This window comes from Tessaracoccus sp. ZS01 (assembly GCF_022342445.1).
In the GTDB taxonomy this organism is placed as follows: Bacteria; Actinomycetota; Actinomycetes; order Propionibacteriales; family Propionibacteriaceae; genus Arachnia.
This window is the reverse complement of sequence record NZ_PQFE01000001.1, coordinates 471,700-487,609: the sequence shown is the minus strand read 5'-3', so window position 1 is coordinate 487,609 and position 15,910 is coordinate 471,700. Positions and strand designations below refer to the sequence as shown.

The window sequence follows — 15,910 nt, the reverse complement described above, 5'->3', positions numbered from 1 at the left end:
TCAGCGGTGCCAGGCCTCGGCCAGCAGCCTGCGGGCGTCGCCGAGGAGTTGTGGCACGGCCTTGGTCTGGGCGATGACGGGCATGAAGTTCATGTCGCCCTTCCAGCGCGGGACGATGTGCTGGTGCAGGTGCATGGCGATGCCCGCCCCCGCCACGTCGCCCTGGTTCATGCCGATGTTGAAGCCGTGGGGCTTCGAGACGGACCGCACCACGCGCATCGCCCGCTGTGTCAACTCGGAAACCTCGCGGGTCTCCTCAGGCGTCAGGTCCGTGTAGTCGGCGACGTGCCGGTAGGGGCACACCAGCAGATGCCCGGGCGAGTACGGGAACAGGTTCATCACCACGTAGGCATGCTCGCCGCGGGCGACGACCAACCCGTCGTCGTCCGTGCGCTTGGGTGAGGTGCAGAAGGGGCAGTCGTGACCGCCCGTGGGTTTGCCCTCCCCCTCGATGTAGACCATGCGGTGCGGGGTCCACAGGCGCTGGAACGCGTCCGGCACACCGGGCAGCGTGCCGGACGCCTCAATGTCGTCCATGGTCACTCGCCGGCGGTGGGCGACTCGTTGGAGCGCGACCCGATGAAGTCGACGATGGTGGTCACCGCGTCGTCGACACTCACGGCGTTGCGCTGCGACCCGTCACGGAACCGGAACGACACCGTGCCGCCGTCGCGGTCCTCGCCGCCGGCGATCAGGATGAACGGGGCCTTGCCCTGGGTGGCGTTGCGGATCTTCTTGCCGAACCGGTCGTCGGAGGTGTCGAAGTCCACCCGCACGCCCTTCGCCTGGAGCTGAGCGACGACGCCGCCGAGGTACTCGTCGAACTCGGAGGCCACCGGGATCGCGGTGACCTGGACCGGCGAGAGCCAGGCGGGGAACGCGCCGGCGTAGTGCTCGATGAGCACGCCCATGAACCGCTCGATGGAGCCGAACTTCGCCGAGTGGATCATCACCGGCTGCTGGTGCGAGCCGTCCGAGGCCGTGTAGTGCAGGTTGAAGCGCTCCGGCTGGTTGAAGTCGTACTGGATGGTCGACATCTGCCAGGTGCGACCGATCGCGTCCTTCGCCTGGATGGAGATCTTCGGGCCGTAGTAGGCGGCACCGCCGGGGTCTGCGACCACGGGCAGGCCGGAGTCGCGGGCGATGCCTTCGAGGATCTCGGTCGCCTCTGCCCACTGCTCGTCGGAACCGATGAACTTGTCCTTCTTCTTGCCGTCCTCGTCGCGGGTGGAGACCTCCAGCGCAACGTCGGTGAGCCCGAAATCGTTCAGCAGCGACAAGACGAAGCGCAGCAGGTGGCGCACCTCGTCCGGCGCCTGTTCCTTGGTGCAGTAGCTGTGCGAGTCGTCCTGCGTGATGGAGCGCACGCGGGTCAGTCCCTGCACCACGCCCGAGGCCTCGTCGCGGTACACGGTGCCGAACTCGAAGAAGCGCAAGGGCAGGTCACGGTAGGAACGGCCACGCGACGAGAAGATCAGGTTGTGCATGGGGCAGTTCATGGCCTTGAGGCGGTACGCCTGGCCACCCTTGACGACGTTGCCCTGCTCGTCGCGCTCGGCGTCCTCCAGGATGGGGGGGAACATGCCATCGGCGTAGTACGGCAGGTGGCCGGAGGTGTAGAAGAGTTCCTCCTTGGCGATGTGTGGCGTGCCGACGTAGTCGAAGCCCTCCTGGATGTGGCGGGTGCGCACGTAATCTTCCATTTCGCGCTTGATCACCCCGCCGCGGGGGTGGAACAGCGGGAGGCCCGAGCCCACCATCTCGTGGAAGCTGAACAGGTCGAGTTCGGTGCCGAGCTTGCGGTGGTCGCGCTTGGCGGCCTCGTCCAGCCGCGTCTTGTAGGCCTGCAGTTCGTCCTTCGACGGCCACGCGGTGCCGTACACGCGCTGGAGGCCGGCGTTGCGCTGGTCCCCGCGCCAGTAGGCGGCGGAGGTGCGGGTGAGTGCCCAGCCGTTGCCGAGGTAACCGGTGTGCGGGATGTGGGGGCCCCTGCAGAGGTCCTTCCACGCCACCGAGCCGTCGCGGTTGAGGTTGTCGTAGATGGTGAGTTCGCCGGCGCCGACCTCGACGGAGGAGCCGTCGTCATCCGAAGCGCTGGACTTTGCGGAGATGAGTTCGAGCTTGAACGGCTCGTCAGCCAGCTCCGCGCGGGCCTCTTCGTCTGTCACGACGCGGCGCACGAAACGCTGGCGTGCCTTGATGATCTGGCCCATCTTCTTCTCGATGGACTTGAGATCTTCAGGGGTCAGCGGGTCCACCTGGAAGTCGTAGTAGAAGCCGTCCGTGATGGGCGGGCCGATACCCAGCCGCGCGTCGGCATGCAGGTCCTGCAGCGCCTGCGCGGTGACGTGGCCGCACGAGTGGCGCAGGATCGAGAGGCCCTCCGGGCTGTCGATGGCGACCGGCTCGACAACGTCGCCGTCGGCCAGTTCGCGCTGGAGGTCCAGGAGTTCCCCGGCGACGCGCATGGCGACGACCGTGCGGTCCTCACCGAAGAGATCGAGCCCCGTGGTCGTGGTAGTCAGCTCCATCTGTTCCGCCTGGTCGTTGCGGTGGACGGTGATGACTCCACTCATGGGGCACTCCTTGTGGTGTGGTCGGTTGGTCTGACGCCCCCATTGTGCCGCGTGGAGCTCAACCGTGGTAGTTGGGTCCCATCACTGCCGCGCCGTCCTGATCGCGCCGATGGAGGCGACAATGACGCAGGCCATCGCCACCCATTCGGGCCAACGCAGCCACTCCCCCAGCACCATCCAGGCGAAGAGTGCGGCCGCAGCGGGCTCGAGGCTCATGAGGATCGAGAACGACGCGGCCTTCAGGGATCGCCTGGCCTGCAGTTCCATGGCATACGGGATCACGGTGCTGAGCAGCGCTACGGCGGCCATGACACCGAGCACCCTGAGGTCGCCGAACGCGCCGTCGGCCAGCAGGGTGCCCGGAACGATCAGGGCCGCGGCGCCGATGAGGCTGCCGACGGTGAGCCCACTCATGCCCTCCCATCGCCTGCCCACGGGGCCCGCCAACGCGATGTAGCCCGCCCAGAGGGCGCCGGCAGCCAGGGCGAACACCATGCCGAGTGGGTCAACGACGGTGGGCCCCGCGCCCAGCAGCACCACGCCGGTCGCCGCGAGCGAGACCCAGAGGATGTCCAGCCACCTGCGTGAACCGAGCACGGCCAGGGCCAGTGGGCCGACGAATTCGAGCGTGACGGCCAGCCCGATGGGGATGCGCTGGAAGCTGAGGTAGATCAGCATGTTCATCCCCGAGAGGCACAGGCCGTAGGCGACGACGACCAGCCAGTCGCCACCGCTGCGTCCGGTGACCTGCGGCCGGGAGAAGGCGAGGAAGATGACCGCGCCGATGAGGGCCCGCAGGAACGCGAGGGTGACGGGATGGGCCGAGTCGAAGATGGACTTGGCGATCGCCGCCCCGAACTGGACGGAAGCGATCGCGATCAAAACCAGGACGACGGGGCGGGGCACGGCCCGACTCTACGCGGGGTTGGGCGATCCGCCGGTCAGCGCCAGACCCGCGGCCCCAGGATCTGAAGCGCCAGCCGCGTCGGCTCCTCGACGCGTCCTCGGTCATGCTTTCTTGGCACATCAGGGGATCTGGGCGCATCCGGATGGCTAGCCTCGGATCATGAACCACGTTCCTTCCGCTCAGAGAGTGTTGGCCGTCATCGCGCATCCGGATGACGAATCCTTCGGCCTCGGCGCCGTCATCGACCACTACGTCTCAGATGGGGCTCGGGTTCAGGTGCTGTGCCTCACGAAGGGCGAGGCCTCCACCCTGGGGGCCAACCCTGAGCTGAGCGCCCAGCGCGAACTCGAACTCAGTACGGCGTGTCAGGCACTGGGCGTCGCAGCCTTCGAGCTGTGCGACTACCCCGACGGCGGGCTGGCCGCGGAGGATCCAGCCATCCTCGCCGCACGCGTCAGGATGAGCGTGGCGGAGTTCCATCCCGATCTCCTGCTGACCTTTGACCCGCTGGAGGGCGTCACCGGTCATCCGGATCACAGGGCGGCCACGGAGGCCGCCGTCACCGTGGCCAGGGAGGACGGTGTACAGATCCTCGGGTGGGCGCTTCCCGAGGGGGTCGCCGACGCCGTCAACGAGGAGTTCGGGACCGACCTGGTCGGCTACCCGAAAGGTGACCTCCACCATTCGCTCCCCGTCACCAGGGACGTCCAGATGATGGCGGTGCGGGCTCACACGAGCCAAGCGGTCCCCGGCAGCCTCCTATGGCGCCGGCTGGAACTGCTGGGCGACAGGGAATACCTACGGCGTCTCTAGGACCTCAGCGGGGAAAGCGCGGGTCCGGAGCCGTTCGATAGTGCCGAAGCGGCGCTCGGCATGTGGGAGGCTCACCTCGCGGAGGTAGCCGGCCACCTCTGCGGGACCGTGCTGCTCGAAGTGCTGGATGAGGCTGCGGATGTCGTCGGGATGGCGGTTCTGGCTCATCTTGGCCTTCGCCTCGATCCGGTCGATCTCGAGTTCGACGCCGACGATGGCGCGCGCCATGAGGCCCAACTTCTCCGCCCCGACGGCGTCGAGCACTTCGGGCCCCTCCATACGCTCGGTCAGGGCGCTTGCGGCGCGAAGCGCTGCGTCGGGACTCGGGTCGATACGGACGGAGCCCCAGGCATGGATCGTCAGGTAATCCCAGGTCGGGACGTTGGGCAGTTCCTGGTTGGTGGCGTACCAGTGGGGCGAGACGTACGCGTCGGCGATGTCCAAGATGGCCATCCCACGGCCGGTGATCGGGGTCCGGGCCTGGGGGTTGTTGCGCACCAGGTGGGTGACCAGCACGCGGGATCCGCCGCGGGATTCGCAGTGCATGGGGACGAAGGTCGACAGCGGTCCGTCTTCATGGACGGTCACGAGATTGCCAGGACGCACCTCGGCGAGCAGTTGCTGCAGGCGGTCCTCGGGAAGGCTGAAGTGGTCTGGCACATGCACGCAGCCACCCTAGGCGCTGGCCGGGCTGGCGCCGCCTCCGGGGCAGGTCATTTTCTGTCCACCGCGCCACGTCCTGCATCATTGTCCTTGCATGAGAGGAGATACGTGCTCACAATTCTCTGGGCGATCGGCATCACTGCGGAGGGAATGACCGGGGCCCTGGCCGCCGGCAGGGAACGCATGGACCTCTTCGGCGTCATCATGGTCGCGCTGGTCACTGCGCTCGGTGGCGGATCAATCCGCGACGTCCTGTTCGGGCACTATCCGCTCACGTGGGTCCGCGATCCCGAGTACGTGTTGCTCGTCGTGCTCGCAGCCGTCATCACCATCTCTATCGCCGGGATCATGAAGTACTTCCGGCAACTGTTCCTCGCACTCGATGGTCTCGGGCTGGTGGTCTTCTCCATCCTCGGAGCGCAGGTGGCCCTCGACATGGAACTGGGCATCATCATCGCGGTCGTCGGTGCCGTGGTGACCGGCGTGGCGGGCGGCATCATGCGGGATCTCTTCTGTGACCGGATCCCGTTGGTGTTCCGTGAGGAGTTGTACGCCTCCGTGTCCGTCATCGCCGCGCTGCTCTTCATGGGTCTGTTGGAGGTGGGGGTCGCCCACAATGCGGCGGTGGCCGTCACCCTGGCCGTCGGTTTCGCCCTGCGGATGCTGGCCATCAAGTTCCGCTGGCGGTTGCCCGTCTTCGAGTACCAGGATTCAGCGGTCGACGGGCGCAAGGCCCTTCGGAAGGTCGCGCTGAGCCTCCGCAGCCTCCGTCTGCTGCGCCTCCAGGACCGTCGACCCGTCATCGACGACTGAGCGCTACCGCCTCAGTTCACTGACGCGTCGCCCCGTGGAGATGACGTCCAGGTCCCACACGACGCGCTCCGAATCAGTCGTGAGGTCGACGGGGATCAAGCCCGCGGAGCCAATGGGAAACCCTAGCGACCCATTTCCGGGAAGGGTCGTCCCCGAACACCACGATGTTGAGTGTGGAGCATCAGCCCCAAAATAGAAAAGACACCCGGCATGGCCGGGTGTCTTCTGGTGGGCGGTACTGGGTTTGAACCAGCGACCTCTTCCGTGTCAGGGAAGCGCGCTACCACTGCGCCAACCGCCCGAGGTGGAGACGGGATTTGAACCCGTGTACACGGATTTGCAGTCCGTTGCCTCGCCTCTCGGCCACTCCACCGGGTGGAGGGTTACCCTCCCCTTGTGGGTCTGGGAGAGACCTTGATCTCCGAGCGGACGACGAGATTCGAACTCGCGACCCTCACCTTGGCAAGGTGATGCTCTACCAACTGAGCTACGTCCGCCTTGCGCTACCGCTGCTCCCCTTCCGGTTTGCCGCGTTCGGCGCGTAGAGAACATTAGTCCACGGATTCAGCAAAGTGCAAATCGCCGGTTCCTCAGCGCGATCAGGCGCTGACCCATTCACCCAGCCAGTCCGCGATCGCCTGCTCCACCCGCTCCGGCTCCCGGCTCAGGGTGTGCGTCCCGTCCACGAGGACGACGCGCCTCGTCGCACCCTCCTCCGGGAGCCCGAACGGGTCTTTCCTGCCTTGGACGACGAGCACCGGCGCCGACACGGAGTACAACTCGGGGCCCCGGTCCGCGCCCTTGGGCGACACGAGCGGGAAAGCGAGGCACAGCACCGCCGAAGCACCCACCTCAGCCGCGGACCGGCACGCCACCCGCGCCCCGAACGAGCGACCACCCACGACCAGGACGCCGCCGGGCACCTGCGCCCGGAGCTGCCCGACCACCTGCACCCACGCCCGCTCGGCGTTGGCGATGGGCGGCGGCACCCTGCGACCGGCGACCCTGTAGGGCTGCTCCACCAGCGCCACCACGCAGCCCGCCTCCAGACCCGCCTTCAGTGCGGCCCTGAGATCTGCGGTCTCCACTCCCCCGCCGGCCCCGTGCCCGAGCACCATGAGGCCCGCGGCGCCTGCCGGATAGGACACGTGAGCCCGCGCATTTCCCATGGTTGTGGGGACCTCCAGGACCTCAGTTCGCATTCTGGTTTCCGATCCGCTAGAGTTTTTCTTCGCTAGGGCGATTGGCGCAGTGGTAGCGCGCTTCGTTCACACCGAAGAGGTCGGCGGTTCGAAACCGCCATCGCCCACTCTAGTGGGGCTTTCCGACGCTGGTTTTGCCCACCGAGGGCCCGGAGGAATGAGGCGATGACAGCACCCGCGATCGTACTCGTGGCCGACGGCCCCGACGACGAAGCTGTGAACTCCTCCCTTGAGGCCATCCTCGAGGACCTCCGCAGTGCGCGCAGGGACCTCCGGGTCTTTCTCGGCCGCATCGGCGGCCCCGAGCCGCGGCTCGAAGACGTGGTGGGCCAACTCGTCGCGGACGAGGTGGCAGAGGCGGTGCTGATCCCCCTGGACCTCGTTTCCGCAGCAGATCACGCCCCCGTGCTCGACACCTTCCAGCGTTCTCCAGACATCCACTTGGCAGTCAGTCGCCCCGTGGGCCCGGCCAGCGAACTGCTGAACATCCTCGACGAACGGGTCAGGGAAGCGTTGCACCGGGGCGGCGCCCTCGAGATCGACGGACTCATCCTCGCGGCACCTGCCGGCGGCGACGTCCGTGGCTCGTCGTTGCTGGCCCGTCGCGCCCGCCAATGGTCGGCCCACCACCGCATCCCGGTCCAGTTGGCGGTCGACGAGGGCAGCGGCAGGGCCACCGCCTCCGCGGTCGCCGCCCTGCGCGGACAGGGGCGCCGTCACATCGCCGTCGGAGGCGTCTTCCTGGCCCCCACGCCGGACTACCAGGCCCACGCCCATGCGGCGTTGCGCGCCGGGGCCATCGCCGTGACCTCGCCCATCGGCCCCACTCCCCATCTGAGGCAGCTCATCCTCGCCCGCTATGCGTTCGGCGCGATGGAGCTGCTCGACGGCACCCCCACCCAGTTGTCCGCGGAGGTCCTGGAGGGCGAGGAGGACTGATCAGCTTGCGATGGCGATTATCATCGTCTTCATGACTGACCAGTACGTCCCGAAGCTGATCAAACCGGATACCGAATGGCGCGAGCAGCTCAGCAAGATGGAGTACCACGTCCTTCGGGAGGCCGGCACGGAGCGACCGTTCACCGGCGCATACACCGACACCGAGGACGAGGGTGTCTACGAATGCCGGGGCTGCGGCGCGGAACTGTTTCGCAGCAATGAGAAGTTCCACTCCAACTGCGGCTGGCCCAGCTTCTTCGCCCCACTGGCGGAGGAACGCGTCCGCTACATCGAGGACAGGTCGCTGCCCGGCCGCCCCCGCGTCGAGGTGCGGTGCAGCAACTGTGACGGTCATCTGGGCCACGTCTTCGAGGGCGAGGGTTACGGGACGCCCACCGACCTGCGCTTCTGCATCAATTCCGTGTCCCTGAACCTGCGCCGTTCCTGAGCAGGGCTTCTCGGCGCGCCACCACCGAAAAGCGTGGCGCCGCGCTTAGAGTGGCGACGTGCCCGCGAATGTCACCAGCATCACTCCAGAGCCGTTCCGCCGCGCTCTCCGGGAGTTGACGGCCATGAACTGGCGTTCCGGCATCACCGCGGACGAGATCGGCTCTCCGCAGCGCATCGCGCCCTACTCGGTGGCCATCGCCGCCGAACTGCTGGACGACGACGAGCCCTTGGCAACCGGGCGCCTGATCCTGCTCCACGATCCCGCGGGCAACGACGCATGGGCCGGCACCTTCCGCCTCGTGACCTACGTCCGCGCCGAGGTGGACCTGGACATGGTCACAGACCCTCTTCTCCCTGAAGTGGCGTGGTCATGGTTCACCGAAGCGCTGGAGAGCCACGGCTGCGACGCCTCGGCACTGGCCGGCACGGTGACCGCCTCGTACGGTCGAGGGTTCGGCGAGATGGTTCAGGAACCGGACAGGGCCGACGTCGAACTGCGCTCCTCCTGGACTCCCCAACTCGACGGCGCACACTCCCTCACGCCCCATCTCGCGGCCTGGCAGGATCTGCTCGGACAGGTGGCCGGGCAACCTCCCCTGCCGCCGGGCGTGGCCACCCTGCCGGTGGGCCGCAACCTATGACATATGTGAACAGCAGCCGCGAGCCCCTCAAGCCCGTCGTCGACACCCCTCAACTCCTGGCGGAGTGCCTCACTGCCCTGCGCGCCGGCAGAGGGCCGGTGGCCTTTGACACGGAGCGTGCGCACGGCCACCGGTACTGGGCGAAGGCCTACCTGCTCCAGATCCGCCGTGAAGGCTCGGGGACGTGGCTGATCGATCCGATCGCCTTTGAGCAGGACGGGGAACTGGCTGACCTCAGCTCACTCGTCGACGCGTGCGGCACCGCCACCTGGATCGTCCACGCCGCCACCCAGGACCTGCCCTGCATGCAGGAGATCAACATCATCCCGCCGCGGATCTTCGACACCGAACTCGCTGCGCGTCTCCTGGCAAAACCCGGTGCATCGCTCGGAGCCCTCCTCGAGGCCGAGCTCGGGATCAAACTCCGCAAGGCGCACTCCGCCGACAACTGGTCGCGGCGACCGCTGCCCGAATCCTGGTTGATCTACGCCGCACTCGACGTGGACTACCTCCTCGAACTGTCTAAGGTGTTGGCCACCCACCTGGTGTTGGCGGGGCGGGAAGAATGGTCCGCGCAGGAGAACGACGACATGCTGGCGCGTTTCAGTACGCCGCCGAAGCCCCGCGAGGACCCCTGGCGGCGCCTCAGCGGCCTCACCACCCTCAGGACGCCGATGCAGTACGCCGTGGCCCGCGAACTGTGGCTGGCGCGGGACGAGGTTGCCAGGCGCCGCGACAGGCCGCCAGGCTGGATCCTCCATGATTCGGCAGTGTTGGCGGTCGCCGCCCTGGCCCGCGACACGGTACCGAGCGCGGCGCAGGTCCAGAACCTCCCTGGCTTCAGCTCCCAGCCGGGGCAGCGCTACGTCCGGCACTGGCTGGCCGCACTCGAACGTGTGCGGCACCTGCCGCCCGAACAGTACCCGGCCAAACACCTGCACACCCCCGGCGTGCCGCACCCCAGGTCCTGGGACAAGGCGAATCCTGAGGCAGCGTTGCGCTGGGCAGCGGTGCGGCCCGCCGTCGACGAATTGGCCTGCGACCTGGGGGGGCTCCAGCCCAGCCTGATCGCACCGCCCGCGGTGCTGCAGGAGGCGCTCTACCGTCATTCAGAGGTGAAGCGAGAGGTGCTCCTGGAGCTGGGCGCCCGGCCGTGGCAGGCCGACTTCCTGGCCCCCGCCATCGCGGAGGCGCTCGGTCAGGCCTGAGCGTCCTCGACGGTGACGTCGGCCATCTCGGTGGAGAGCAGGTCACCCAGCACCGACAGCGCCGTGGCGGCGGCGGTGAGCCCGATGCGCTCCAGCACTTCGTCGCGTGAGCCGTGCTTCAGGAATTCCTTGGGGATGCCGAAGTTGCGCACCTTCACCGGTGCATCCTCCATCGCCAACTGTGCCCCGAGCCGCTGGCCGACGCCACCGTCGACGAGGTTGTCCTCCAAGGTGACCACGAGGTCGTAGCCGCTGGCCAGCGACACGAGGTCTGGGCTCACCGGCAGGGCCCACAGCGGGTCCACGACTGCGGCGGACACGCCCTGGTCATCGAGGCGTTCGGCGAGATCCAACGCAGCTCCCACGAACTGCCCGTAGCCCACGATGAGGACCTTCGCCTCTTCGGGCCGGACCAGCACGTCGACGCGGTTGATCCCCGCACCCACGTGGGCGATCTCCGGCATTTCGTCCGGCAGGCGTTCCTTCGAGTACCGCACGACGGTGACCGCATCGTCGACCTCCACGGCATGGTCCAGCGCTGCCACCAGGCGGGTCTGGTCGCGCGGTGCGGCCAGTTGGAGGTGCGGCACGATGCCCAGGAGCGTCATGTCCCACATGCCGTTGTGGCTGGGCCCGTCCGTGCCGGTCACCCCGGCCCTGTCCAGCACCAGTGTGATGCCGGCCTTGTGGAGCGCCGCGTCCATGAGCACCTGGTCGAAGGCCCGGTTCAGGAACGTGGCGTAGAGGGCGACCACCGGATGCAGACCGGCGCGCGCCAGGCCGGCCGCGGAGACCACTGCGTGCTGTTCGGCGATACCGACGTCGAAGATCCGGTCCGGGAACGCCGCTGCGAACCGACCCAGCCCGGTGGGGTTGAGCATGGCCCCGGTGATGGCCACCAGGTCTGGGCGTCGCTGACCGAGCTGCACGATGGCTTCGGCGAACGCGTCCGTCCAGGTGGCCTGCACCGTCGCCGACAGCGGCTCTCCGGTGAACTCGTTGATCTTGCCGACCGCGTGGAAGCGGTCCTCCTCGTGCTCCTCGGCGGCCTGGAAGCCCCGGCCCTTGCGCGTCACGCAGTGCACGATCACCGGGCCACCGAACTGGCGTGCCTGTTCAAGGTGGTTGGTGAGGGCCGTGATGTCGTGGCCGTCGATGGGGCCGGTGTACTTGATGCCGATGTCCGAGAACATCGTCTGGGGCGCCAGGACGTCCTTCACGCCGGTCTTGAAACCGTGCATGAGGTCATAGACCGGCCGCCCGAACACGGGGATGCGGTTCACGCCGCGCTTGATGACGCTCAGCGTCTTCTCGTAGCGGTGGTCCGTGCGGAGGCCGGCCAGGTGGTTGGCCAGCCCTCCGACGGTGGGTGTGTAGGAGCGACCGTTGTCGTTGACGATCACCACGAGACGCAGGTCGCCGGCGTCAGCGATGTTGTTGAGGGCTTCCCAGGCCATGCCGCCGGTCAGCGCTCCGTCGCCGACGACCGCCACAACGGTGCGATCCTCCCCCTTGATGCGGAACCCCTTGGCCAGGCCCTCGGCCCACGAGAGGGCCGATGAGGCGTGCGAGTTGCGCACCCAGTCATGTTCCGATTCGTCAGGTTCCGGGTACCCGGAGATGCCCTCCTGCTGGCGGAGGGTGTCGAAGAGAGGGGCCCGGCCGGTGAGGATCTTGTGGACGTAGCTCTGGTGACCGGTGTCGAAAATGATGGGATCTGACGGCGAATCGAAGACCTTGTGGATGGCCATGGTCAATTCGACGACGCCGAGGTTCGGGCCCAGGTGGCCACCGGTGCGGCTGACCTTCGTGATCAGGAAGCGCCTGATCTCGTCAGCCAACTGCACCAGTTGTTTCCTGGACAGCGCCCGCAGGTCATGGGGGCTGTGCACCGAATCCAACAGAGACATGCCGTCAATAGTAGGCCCTAAGAACCAATGGGCCGGGCCAACGTGCGGGCGGAGGTCACAGCCGGGGGACGAAACGCACGTCCCGGAGTGCCTGTTCGACGAGCTCCACTCCCCTGGCCACCCGGACCAGCCGGGCCTCCTCCTGCTGCAGGACGACCGCAGCCTGATCCACCGTTGCGGTGTCCACCACACCCGACAACGAGGTGCGTACCCCCGCCAGACCGCTGCGCGTCGCCACCAGTTGGGCCGCGACGAACTCCCGCGCCATCCGTGCCAGCACGACAGGGTGACGGCGCAGCACCTGGTACCCCCGGTATTCCGACGGGCAGGAGTCGAGCAGGAAAGATTCCGCCGTCTTCAGCCAGCCGCTGGACCCCGGTGGGCGCACGGCTCCGGGCCAGCCCGGCGGCACGTACACGCGGATGACTTCATCTTCATCGAACATACCTTCTATTGAAGCTCAAGGCCCGGACAAAATCGAGCGCCTGCTCCAATCGACCTCACCTTTCCGCGAGGTCAGAGGTTCAGCTCCGGATCTCCGGCGTCCCCTCCGTGCTCCCCTTCGCGGGGCCAGTGAACAAGCCAACGATCAACGCTGCGACAGCGCCGACCAACACGAAACGCTTCATCGATGCGAACATATGACCCTCCAATCGGTCCCTCCAAGCAGAACCTGACCAGATGACGCGACGCCCACGGCGACGTGAACTGCAGATGTCGGTCGGATGACGATGTTCAAACCCTCCCGGCACGCAGGGCAGGCCGCCCCGCGTCTGCTGTCCCGGCTGAGGGGAAATCGACTTCGGCCCTGGCGGTTCCCGCGAGGCGGTCGCCATGGCGCAGGAACTGGGGGTCGACCGTTAACGACACAAGAACCGGGCCGGCTCCCGAAAGGGGACCGGCCCGGTTCGTCTGCGCTCAGATCAGGCGTTGGCCAGATTACGCAGCACGTACTGCAGGATGCCACCGTGCTGGAAGTAGCTGCGCTCCCCCGGCGTGTCGATGCGGACGAGAGCCTCGAACACGGTCTCCTTGCCGTCGGGGCTCACCGCAGTGACCTTGACGGTCTTCGGCGTCACGTTGTTGTTGAGCTCGGAGATGCCTTCGAAGGAGAGGGTCTCCTCGCCGGTCAGGCCCAGGGAATCGGCGCTCTCGCCGGCCGGGAACTGCAGCGGGAGGACGCCCATGCCGATGAGGTTGGAGCGATGGATGCGCTCGTAGCTCTCGGCGATGACGACCTTGACGCCCAGCAGCGCGGTGCCCTTGGCCGCCCAGTCACGCGAGGAACCGGAGCCGTACTCCTTGCCCGTCAGCACGACGAGCGGGGTGCCCTGCTCGGCGTAGTTGACGGCAGCGTCGTAGACGGCGGTGACGGGGCCGTCGGCCTGGGTGAAGTCACGCGTGAAGCCGCCCTCGGTGCCGGGTGCGATCTGGTTGCGCAGCCGGATGTTGGCGAACGTGCCGCGGATCATCACTTCGTGGTTGCCGCGACGGGAACCGTACGAGTTGAAGTCACGACGCTCGACCCCATTGGCCGTCAGGTACTCGCCGGCGGGCGAGTCTGCCTTGATGGAGCCGGCCGGGGAGATGTGGTCCGTGGTGACCGAGTCGCCCAGCTTCAGCAGGACCCGGGCGCCGGAGACGTCCTCGACGGGCGCCGGGTCGGCCGGCATGCCCTCGAAGTACGGGGGCTTGCGGACGTAGGTGGAGTCGTCCTCCCACTCGAACGTGTCGCCGTCAGGGGTGGGCAGCGAGCGCCAGCGGTCGTCGCCGCTGAACACGTCGGCGTAGCGCGAGGAGAACATCTCCGCGCTGATCGACCCGGCGACGACCTCTTCGATCTCCGCCTGGGTGGGCCAGATGTCGGCCATGAACACGTCATTGCCGTCCTGGTCCTGGCCGAGCGGCTCCGAGAAGAGGTCGATATCCATCGTGCCGGCGAGCGCGTAGACGATGACCAGCATGGGGCTGGCCAGGTAGTTCATCTTCACGTCCGGGTTGATGCGACCCTCGAAGTTGCGGTTGCCCGAGAGCACCGCCGAGACGGCGAGGTCGTGCTCGTTGATGGCCTCGGAGACCTCGGTGATGAGCGGACCGGAGTTGCCGATGCAGGTGACGCAGCCGTAGCCGACGAGGTTGAACCCGATGGCGTCGAGATACTGCGTGAGGCCGGCCTTCTCGTAGTAGTCCGTGACCACCTGTGAGCCCGGCGCCAGCGAAGTCTTGACCCACGGCTTGCGGGTGAGGCCCTTCTCGACGGCCTTCTTGGCCACCAGGGCGGCACCGATCATCACGCTCGGGTTCGAGGTGTTCGTGCACGAGGTGATCGACGCGATGGTGACCGCGCCGTGATCGAGATCGAAGCTCGAGCCGTCCGCCAGCGTGACGGGCACCTTCTTGACCACACGGTCAGGCGAGGCGCCGTTCCCTGCGCCGTGCGGCGCGGGCGAGTTGTCCGTCTCGCCAGGAGTGGGCTCGGTGGGGTCCGAGGCGTCCATCGTGGAGTTCACGGCCCTGTCGTAGCCGTTGTAGTCGGCCTCCGGCTCGCCCACGTAGGCGACCAGTTCCTGATGGAACGCGGTCTTCGACTGGTCCAGCCTGATGCGGTCCTGGGGGCGACGGGGCCCGGCGATGGACGGGACGACGGTGGAGAGGTCCAGTTCGATGTACTCGGAGTAGACGGGCTCGATCGAGGGGTCGTGCCACAGGCCCTGGGCCTTGGCATAGGTCTCGACGAGGGCGATCTGCTCCTCATCACGGCCGGTCAGGCGCAGGTAGTCGGTGGTCTTCGCGTCGATCGGGAACACGGCGATGGTCGAGCCGTATTCGGGGCTCATGTTGCCGATGGTGGCGCGGTTGGCCAGCGGGACCTCGGCCACGCCGTCGCCGTAGAACTCGACGAACTTGCCGACCACCTTGTGCTCTCGCAGCATCTCCGTGATGGTCAGCACGAGGTCGGTGGCGGTGGTGCCTTCGCTCAGCCTGCCGGTCAGCTTGAAGCCGACGACGCGCGGGATGAGCATGGAGACGGGCTGGCCCAGCATGGCCGCCTCGGCCTCGATGCCGCCCACACCCCAGCCGACGACGCCGAGGCCGTTGACCATGGTGGTGTGCGAATCCGTGCCCACACAGGTGTCGGGATAGGCCTGCACCACACCGTCGATGCTGCGGGGGAAGACGACGCGGGCCAGGTGCTCGATGTTGACCTGGTGCACGATGCCGGTGCCGGGCGGGACCACCTTGAAGTTGTCGAACGCGGTCTGGCCCCAGCGGAGGAACTGGTAACGCTCGCGGTTGCGCTGGTATTCGATGTCGGTGTTCTGCTGGAACGCGGTGGGCGTGCCGAAGACGTCGGCGATCACGGAGTGGTCGATGACCATCTCGGCCGGCGACAGCGGGTTGACCTTGGAGGCGTCACCGCCGAGGGCGACGACGGCCTCGCGCATGGTGGCCAGGTCGACGACGCAGGGTACGCCGGTGAAGTCCTGCATGATCACGCGCGCCGGCGTGAACTGGATCTCGTGGTCGGGTTCCGCAGTCGGGTCCCAGTTCCCCAGGAACTCGATGTCCTCCTTGGTGATGTTGGCACCATCTTCGGTGCGCAACAGGTTCTCCAGGAGGACCTTGAGGCTGAAAGGCAACTTCTCGGAGCCCGGCACGGAGTCGAGCCGGAAGATCTCGTACGAGGTGCCGTTGACGTCGAGGCTCGACTTCGCCCCGAAACTGTTGACGCTCATCCTTCTCCTTTACTTGGCTGACGCCAGATTATCTTGATATCAAGATACCGC

At 67.2% G+C, this 15,910-nt stretch carries 14 protein-coding genes and 4 tRNA genes; 7 read left to right on the top strand and 11 right to left on the bottom strand.

Annotated features, from left to right (window positions below; all coding sequences use genetic code 11):
- The 3 genes from C3E87_RS02365 to C3E87_RS02355 all read right to left on the bottom strand — a co-directional run bounded on the left by C3E87_RS02365 (window position 1) and on the right by C3E87_RS02355 (window position 3,482).
- Window positions 1-543 carry an HIT domain-containing protein gene (locus C3E87_RS02365; protein ID WP_198928178.1) on the bottom strand — a complete coding sequence of 181 codons (543 nt, stop codon included), beginning with the start codon at window positions 541-543 and terminating at the stop codon, window positions 1-3.
- Window positions 540-2,576: a threonine--tRNA ligase gene (gene thrS, locus C3E87_RS02360; RefSeq protein ID WP_083665334.1), complete on the bottom strand. Its 2,037-nt coding sequence runs from the start codon at window positions 2,574-2,576 to the stop codon at window positions 540-542. Before thrS ends, C3E87_RS02365 begins: the two co-directional genes overlap by 4 nt.
- An 81-nt stretch (window positions 2,577-2,657) precedes the next feature.
- Window positions 2,658-3,482 carry a DMT family transporter gene (locus C3E87_RS02355; RefSeq protein WP_076058805.1) on the bottom strand — a complete coding sequence of 275 codons (825 nt, stop codon included), beginning with the start codon at window positions 3,480-3,482 and terminating at the stop codon, window positions 2,658-2,660.
- A gap of 160 nt (window positions 3,483-3,642) precedes the next feature.
- On the opposite strand from C3E87_RS02355, the gene C3E87_RS02350 reads away from it, so the two are divergent.
- On the top strand, window positions 3,643-4,296 hold the full coding sequence (locus C3E87_RS02350) for a PIG-L deacetylase family protein (RefSeq protein WP_076058802.1): 654 nt from the start codon (window positions 3,643-3,645) through the stop codon (window positions 4,294-4,296).
- Here the strand turns inward: C3E87_RS02350 and C3E87_RS02345 are convergent.
- Window positions 4,282-4,962 (bottom strand): FMN-binding negative transcriptional regulator, encoded by a 681-nt coding sequence (locus C3E87_RS02345; protein ID WP_076058800.1) that lies wholly within the window; start codon window positions 4,960-4,962, stop codon window positions 4,282-4,284. The genes C3E87_RS02350 and C3E87_RS02345 overlap by 15 nt on opposite strands.
- A gap of 105 nt (window positions 4,963-5,067) precedes the next feature.
- Here C3E87_RS02345 and C3E87_RS02340 point away from each other — a divergent pair, with 105 nt between their 5' ends.
- Window positions 5,068-5,772, top strand: a complete 705-nt coding sequence (locus C3E87_RS02340) for a trimeric intracellular cation channel family protein (protein WP_198928177.1) — start codon at window positions 5,068-5,070, stop codon at window positions 5,770-5,772.
- Window positions 5,773-5,998: 226 nt separating this feature from the next.
- On the opposite strand, the gene C3E87_RS02335 is transcribed toward C3E87_RS02340, so the two are convergent.
- From C3E87_RS02335 to C3E87_RS02320, 4 genes are all read right to left on the bottom strand, one after another.
- Window positions 5,999-6,073, bottom strand: a tRNA-Val gene (locus tag C3E87_RS02335).
- 1 nt (window position 6,074) lies between these two features.
- A tRNA-Cys gene (locus tag C3E87_RS02330) sits at window positions 6,075-6,145 on the bottom strand.
- Between the two features lie 51 nt (window positions 6,146-6,196).
- Window positions 6,197-6,269 (bottom strand) — tRNA-Gly (locus C3E87_RS02325).
- Window positions 6,270-6,371: 102 nt separating this feature from the next.
- Window positions 6,372-6,920 (bottom strand): alpha/beta family hydrolase, encoded by a 549-nt coding sequence (locus tag C3E87_RS02320; RefSeq protein WP_198928176.1) that lies wholly within the window; start codon window positions 6,918-6,920, stop codon window positions 6,372-6,374.
- A gap of 89 nt (window positions 6,921-7,009) precedes the next feature.
- Between C3E87_RS02320 and C3E87_RS02315 the strand changes: the two genes are divergently transcribed.
- From C3E87_RS02315 to C3E87_RS02295, 5 genes are all read left to right on the top strand, one after another.
- Window positions 7,010-7,081: transfer RNA gene (locus C3E87_RS02315), tRNA-Val, on the top strand.
- A 58-nt stretch (window positions 7,082-7,139) separates the two neighbouring features.
- Window positions 7,140-7,913, top strand: a complete 774-nt coding sequence (locus C3E87_RS02310) for a sirohydrochlorin chelatase (RefSeq protein WP_076058795.1) — start codon at window positions 7,140-7,142, stop codon at window positions 7,911-7,913.
- Window positions 7,914-7,944: 31 nt separating this feature from the next.
- Window positions 7,945-8,361 carry a peptide-methionine (R)-S-oxide reductase MsrB gene (msrB, locus tag C3E87_RS02305; protein WP_076059484.1) on the top strand — a complete coding sequence of 139 codons (417 nt, stop codon included), beginning with the start codon at window positions 7,945-7,947 and terminating at the stop codon, window positions 8,359-8,361.
- Between the two features lie 58 nt (window positions 8,362-8,419).
- Window positions 8,420-9,004: a DUF3000 domain-containing protein gene (locus C3E87_RS02300; protein WP_076058793.1), complete on the top strand. Its 585-nt coding sequence runs from the start codon at window positions 8,420-8,422 to the stop codon at window positions 9,002-9,004.
- Window positions 9,001-10,212, top strand: a complete 1,212-nt coding sequence (locus C3E87_RS02295; RefSeq protein WP_076058791.1) for an HRDC domain-containing protein — start codon at window positions 9,001-9,003, stop codon at window positions 10,210-10,212. The genes C3E87_RS02300 and C3E87_RS02295 overlap by 4 nt, the downstream gene beginning before the upstream one ends.
- On the opposite strand, the gene dxs is transcribed toward C3E87_RS02295, so the two are convergent.
- The 3 genes from dxs to C3E87_RS02280 form a co-directional block, all read right to left on the bottom strand.
- Complete coding sequence (gene dxs, locus C3E87_RS02290) at window positions 10,203-12,122, bottom strand: 1-deoxy-D-xylulose-5-phosphate synthase (protein WP_076058788.1); 1,920 nt, start codon at window positions 12,120-12,122, stop codon at window positions 10,203-10,205. The genes C3E87_RS02295 and dxs overlap by 10 nt on opposite strands.
- A gap of 55 nt (window positions 12,123-12,177) precedes the next feature.
- Window positions 12,178-12,567: a hypothetical protein gene (locus C3E87_RS02285; RefSeq protein WP_076058785.1), complete on the bottom strand. Its 390-nt coding sequence runs from the start codon at window positions 12,565-12,567 to the stop codon at window positions 12,178-12,180.
- A 478-nt stretch (window positions 12,568-13,045) separates the two neighbouring features.
- Entirely contained in the window at window positions 13,046-15,859 is a 2,814-nt protein-coding gene (locus C3E87_RS02280) for an aconitate hydratase (RefSeq protein WP_076058783.1), read from the bottom strand.
- Between the last annotated feature and the right edge of the window lie 51 nt (window positions 15,860-15,910).